The sequence below is a fragment of the Geobacillus sp. WSUCF-018B genome (assembly GCF_002809985.1).
Classification (GTDB): Bacteria; Bacillota; Bacilli; order Bacillales; family Anoxybacillaceae; genus Geobacillus; species Geobacillus thermophilus.
Genome location: NZ_PIJF01000087.1, coordinates 1 through 5,294 on the forward strand (window position 1 = coordinate 1; position 5,294 = coordinate 5,294).

At 33.8% G+C, this 5,294-nt stretch carries 4 protein-coding genes; all 4 read right to left on the minus strand.

Annotation, left to right across the window (positions count from 1 at the left end; translation table 11 throughout):
• Positions 1 to 164 precede the first annotated feature (164 nt).
• From CV944_RS16160 to CV944_RS17215, 4 genes are read right to left on the minus strand one after another with little or no spacing between them, the layout of a single operon-like run.
• Positions 165 to 1,541 carry a sugar phosphate nucleotidyltransferase gene (locus CV944_RS16160; RefSeq protein WP_100664525.1) on the minus strand — a complete coding sequence of 459 codons (1,377 nt, stop codon included), beginning with the start codon at positions 1,539 to 1,541 and terminating at the stop codon, positions 165 to 167.
• 22 nt (positions 1,542 to 1,563) lie between these two features.
• Positions 1,564 to 2,688 (minus strand): glycosyltransferase family 4 protein, encoded by a 1,125-nt coding sequence (locus CV944_RS16165; protein ID WP_100664526.1) that lies wholly within the window; start codon positions 2,686 to 2,688, stop codon positions 1,564 to 1,566.
• A gap of 17 nt (positions 2,689 to 2,705) precedes the next feature.
• On the minus strand, positions 2,706 to 3,875 hold the full coding sequence (locus CV944_RS16170; protein ID WP_100664527.1) for a glycosyltransferase family 4 protein: 1,170 nt from the start codon (positions 3,873 to 3,875) through the stop codon (positions 2,706 to 2,708).
• Positions 3,872 to 5,092, minus strand: coding sequence for an O-antigen ligase family protein (locus tag CV944_RS17215; protein ID WP_145994837.1), 1,221 nt, complete (start codon positions 5,090 to 5,092; stop codon positions 3,872 to 3,874). Before CV944_RS17215 ends, CV944_RS16170 begins: the two co-directional genes overlap by 4 nt.
• Positions 5,093 to 5,294: the final 202 nt, after the last annotated feature.

Here is a 5,294-nt window from a genome sequence, read left to right on the forward strand (position 1 = left end):
GATTGCCAATGTATTTCACAAGGATCGCAACGATATCATTCAAGCCATTACTCGGTTTGTCAACTACATCCACGAACGTCCGGAGGAAGTGCTGCAGCGTTTAGGGTGTGCAGGATGACTGAGAAGTTAACTCTTCATGTTGCATGTATATAGCAGCCAAACCATTATTTACTCGCAGAGAAGCAATTTGCCTCTACTTCTTCCCACGTCATATAAATACGAACAATATCTTCCTCAATTAACTGTGTTCCTGTTTGCACTTCGATCAATTCTAAATCCGTAATCGCTTTAATTCCATGTTTCGCACCAACAGGAATTTCAAGCACATCACCTGGCTTAACGCGGCGAATTTCTCCGTTAAAAGCAAATTCCCCTTCACCTTTAATGATGGTCCACACTTCGCTGCGATGATAATGCATTTGGTAGCTTAAGTTTTTCCCTGCGGTAACGCCAATTCGTTTTGTTAATACTTCTCGTCCATCTTCAAATTTTGTATAATCTAATACCCGATACCAACCCCAGCGACGCTCTTCATACATTGGACGCTGGCCAAAACCATTTACTAACTCTTTAATTTTCGGGCTCTTCGCTTTGTCAGCGACTAAAATACCATCTGGACTTACTGCAACAACCGCATTAGATACTCCCAATACTGTCACAGGAATATCAAGTTCGTTAATAAGGTGGGTATTCTCACAATCAGCACTAATAACGCCCTTGCCGATTTGGTTTGTTGCCATTTCTTCTGTTAACGTGTTCCATGTACCAAGATCTTTCCAATAGCCATCATAAGGCAACACAACAATATGTTCTGTCTTTTCTACGACCTCATAGTCAAAGCTGATTTTTGGTAACTTATCATACTGCTTTAATAACTCATCATATTGAATTGGAAATCCTTTTTCTTGCAGCAATGAAATAATATAGTCAAGTTTAAATGCAAACACACCACAGTTCCAAAGCGCGCCTTGTTCAATTAACTCCGCCGCTTTTTCTTCAGTTGGCTTCTCTGTAAAATGACTTACTCTTAAATAATCACTATCACTAGATTTAGAAGCCGGGACAATATAACCGTACTTCGCAGATGGATACGTTGGCTCCACACCGATTAACGCCAAATCAGCCCCACTTGCAAGTATGGCTTCTTCTAAATCTTTGACTCGATTAAAAAAGCGATCCTCTACATACGGATCAACAGGCAACACCGCAATGACCTCATCTAAACGAATTCCTTCCACACTATACAAATAAACCGATGCTAGAGCAATCGCTGGAAACGTATCGCGCCGCATCGGTTCAATAATAATCGGTACCTCTTGTCCTAATTGACTTTGAATCATATCGACTTGGGATTTGCTTGTCGCAATCACAGCGGAATCAGCTAGGCCGACATTTCCCAACTGACCCCATACGCGCTGCACCATTGACTGCAACTTACCGTTTTGATTTTCTAACACTTTTAAAAATTGCTTAGAGCGTGCATCATTAGATAAGGGCCAAAGGCGTTTACCGGAGCCGCCGGAAAGTAATACAAGTTTCATGGAAAACCTCCTAATTTTTTAATTACATATGTTGAAGTTTGTTATTTACATAGTCTTGAAACTCTTTTCTGAATCTTTCCGGTGAAAAACGCAACGCATTTTCACGGCAGTCTTGATATTGAATATCTCCCGAGATATTCTCAAACAACTGAATAGACTGAACTAATGATGCCACAGTCTGTTCTTTAAAAAATAAACCTGTTGGATTCTCAGCTTGTCCATATCCTCGAATTGTTTCTAATGCCCCACCTTTTCCATAGGCAATAACTGGAGTACCACAAGCTTGCGCCTCAACAGGTGTGATTCCGAAATCCTCCTCAGCAGCAAATACAAATGCTTTTGCCCGCTGCATATAATCTCTTAAAACTTCAAAAGGCTGATATCCAAGTAACTCTACATTAGGAGCAGCCTTTGCCTTAATTTTATGAAAATCCGGTCCGTCACCTATAACCACTAATTTCTTATCTGGCATTTGTGAGAAAGCTTCAACGATTAAGTCGATTTTTTTATATGGAACCATTCGAGATGCTGTGAGATAAAAGTCCTCTTTTTTATCGTGGAAAGTAAAAGCGGACACATCTACCGGCGGATAGATAACATCCGCTTCCCTTCGATACACTTTCCATATTCTCCGAGCAATAAATTTTGAGTTAGCTACAAAATAATCAACCCCATTGGACGTACGATAATCCCAATTTCTTATGTAGTGTAAGATCGTCTTCGCGATCCAACCTTTCATTCCTCGGTCTAATCCCGCTTCTTTTAAATATTGATGCTGCAAATCCCATGCGTATCGGATTGGCGAATGAACATAAGAAATATGCAGTTGGTCGGGGCCTGTAATCACTCCCTTCGCAACTGCATGGGAACTTGAAATGACAATATCGTACTTTGATACATCCAATTGCTCAATAGCCAACGGCATAAAAGGCAGATAGCTGCGATACTTTTTTCGAGCAAATGGCAACTTTTGAATAAAAGAGGTGGTAACCTGTTTATTTAAAATAAAATCTCTCTGATTTTTACTTATAAAGTCTACGAGGCTAAACAAATCAGCATCAGGATAAATCTTAAGTAATTGTTCCAATACTTTCTCAGCGCCTGCATAGGTGACTAGCCAGTCATGTATTAAAGCTACTTTTTTCATCAATATTCACCTATTGTTTACAAAGATTCTAAATATGTTTTTATCTTAGTTGTGTTTTCAAATTCTTTTTTAGCATAATTTTGTGCTTCATCAGATAATCTCTTCACTAGTTCAAAATCATTCAGCAACAGTATTAACTTGTCTTTAAATTCATCTTCATCTTTACCAATCAATACATGAACTTTATCCTGCAGACCCGTTCCCTCAACTCCCTTAAGAGTTGATACAACGACTAAACCTTTTTGAATTGCTTCAATTGTTTTGAGTTTAACCCCTGCACCATGTAACATAGGATTAATAAAAATGGTATGTTCTCTGTATATTTCCTCTAAGGAAGAGGGCGTATCTATAATTGTAATGTTATGTTTAAATTTACAAGTATTAATTTGAGAAACTAACCAATCTAAAGATTCACCATTCGAATTCCCTGCAATAGTGAGTGAATATTCTTTATCTATCTCACTCACTTTATCATGTATTTTTTCTAAATACCAAATTAATCCTTCTCTATTATTAATCATAAATAAAGAGCCAATAAATAAAACTTTTTTACTTAGCTTTTTATCGTGAATATTATGAAAATGATCCAAATTAACATTTGGTGGAAGAAATAAAGGATTGATCTCTGGGAATTTTATGGTAAATCTCCGCATTTCATCTTTTGATATAAACATTATATTTTTTATCTTTTTTATAATTTTTCTTTGCATAAGTTTAAATTTTACTGCTTCTAATAGATAATAAAGTTTATTTAACCACCTTTTTTCACTTCTATATAAATCAAAGAAATAACTTGCCTCATCATTGTGTAATCTTAAAATCATGTGATCATATTGAAGACTATTATTATTGGTGAGCAAAAACACATAGTCTCCTTCTAAGATTACATATTTATAATATGTCTTTAAGCTACAATATTTTAGTTTTTTTCGACTTTTTAATTGAAACGGAAGAATAGAAATAAAATCAAATAAATTGTATGTTCTTTCTACAAGAAAAATGTTATCAACATAATTTTTAACTTCCTTTAGGTTTTGGGGCGATGGCTGAGACTTTATGGTAACTAAAAGGTCTATATTAAAATCCAACTTGTGTAATAGAACTATTTTATCCCAAACATCTTTTCGTCCACCATGGTTTGGGGGATAGGGAAAATCAGATGCAACAATTAAAATTTTTGATTTCATTTTGAGATATCTCCCCGATTTCTACATAGAATTAATATAACAATAATAAAGTAAGGTATCATTTGAGAAGGTGTTGTAATTCTATGTTCTGATAGAGATACTATAAGCATATATATAGTAAGTGTTTGAACTAGCAATTGTTCTTTTATTTCTAATCTCTTTGCATTGTCCAATATACCTTTAAAAATCATAAAAAACAAACCAGCTCCTAAAATACCTAATTCAGATAATATATGTAAATATGAATTGTGAGCATGATAATTAGTATGAGAAATAATATAACCCTTGTTTAAATATATTAAATTTTTTATTCCCCCTAAATTATAAGGTACATCATCATATCTACTGAAACCAATTCCAATAAGAGGACTATTCAAAAAGTTATCTATTGCTAAAGGCCAATAAAAATAAATCCTATGAATTATTGTATAACTCCTATCAAATATTTCTCTGATTATAGATCCTAAGTAGCCATAAGGGATATAATATTGAAAAATTTGATCCAATGTAAGAGCAATAGGTTTATTCATTTTCAACCATACTATATATCCTTCTATAAACACGATAATCATAAATAAAAATATACAAGTAATAATTAATTTATATAACACATTAAATCCTTTTTTCTTTAGAAATATCAATATAAAAGCTAAAATTATTGCAAATATAGAGCCTCTGGAGTCTGAGATTATTAGTAAGTAGGTATTAATAATAAGAGGTACCCACATTATCTTATCTTTTATTAATATAATATTTACTCCTATTACAAGACCCAAAAATCCACCATAAGCATTATGCGCATCAAAAAAGCTAATATTAACTAAATGACTGAAAAGTAGAATTAAAGAAGTTGATATACAGAAAATTTTAAGAATTAAACCAGTATTTAAATTATGACGTTGAATAAGAGGTATTAATAACAAAGGACTATAAGAGTACAAAAAATTTCCATCATATCTAATAAAATAGTAATTACTTAATTCTTTAAAAGGTATACCCGATATAAGAGCGCTTAATATTACATAAAGATATAACAAAAAAGTAAAAATAAAAATTCGGTTATATCCTAGTTTTGATATAGTAAATGTGAGCGGAAAACTCAAGATCAAAATAACTAATAGCACAATTGGTGAAATTAATATAGTAGTATAAAAACTCAAAATCAATACTATTACTAAACCTAATGCAAATAAATCATTTATATACCTAATTTTCAATGGACTCTTACCCCTATATAATTATTTATATTTTCCGTGAAAATGCATGCGCCCCGATGAGTCATTTTCATGCCCGGGTGGAGAGCAAAAATTGCTCATGGATCTTTTCCGTGAAAATCCCCACCACTTGGTGAGTGCGGTATACGCTCCTGATCCGTGAGGGTATACTGAAAATGGCCAAAAAAGGCAATAGGAAAGCAGA

Excerpts from the sequence above, each read along its gene's own strand:
- CV944_RS16165 (WP_100664526.1), bottom strand. The coding sequence starts at position 2,688 with ATGAAAAAAGTAGCTTTAATACATGACTGGCTAGTCACCTATGCAGGC.
- CV944_RS16170 (WP_100664527.1), bottom strand. The coding sequence starts at position 3,875 with ATGAAATCAAAAATTTTAATTGTTGCATCTGATTTTCCCTATCCCCCA.
- CV944_RS16160 (WP_100664525.1), bottom strand. The coding sequence starts at position 1,541 with ATGAAACTTGTATTACTTTCCGGCGGCTCCGGTAAACGCCTTTGGCCC.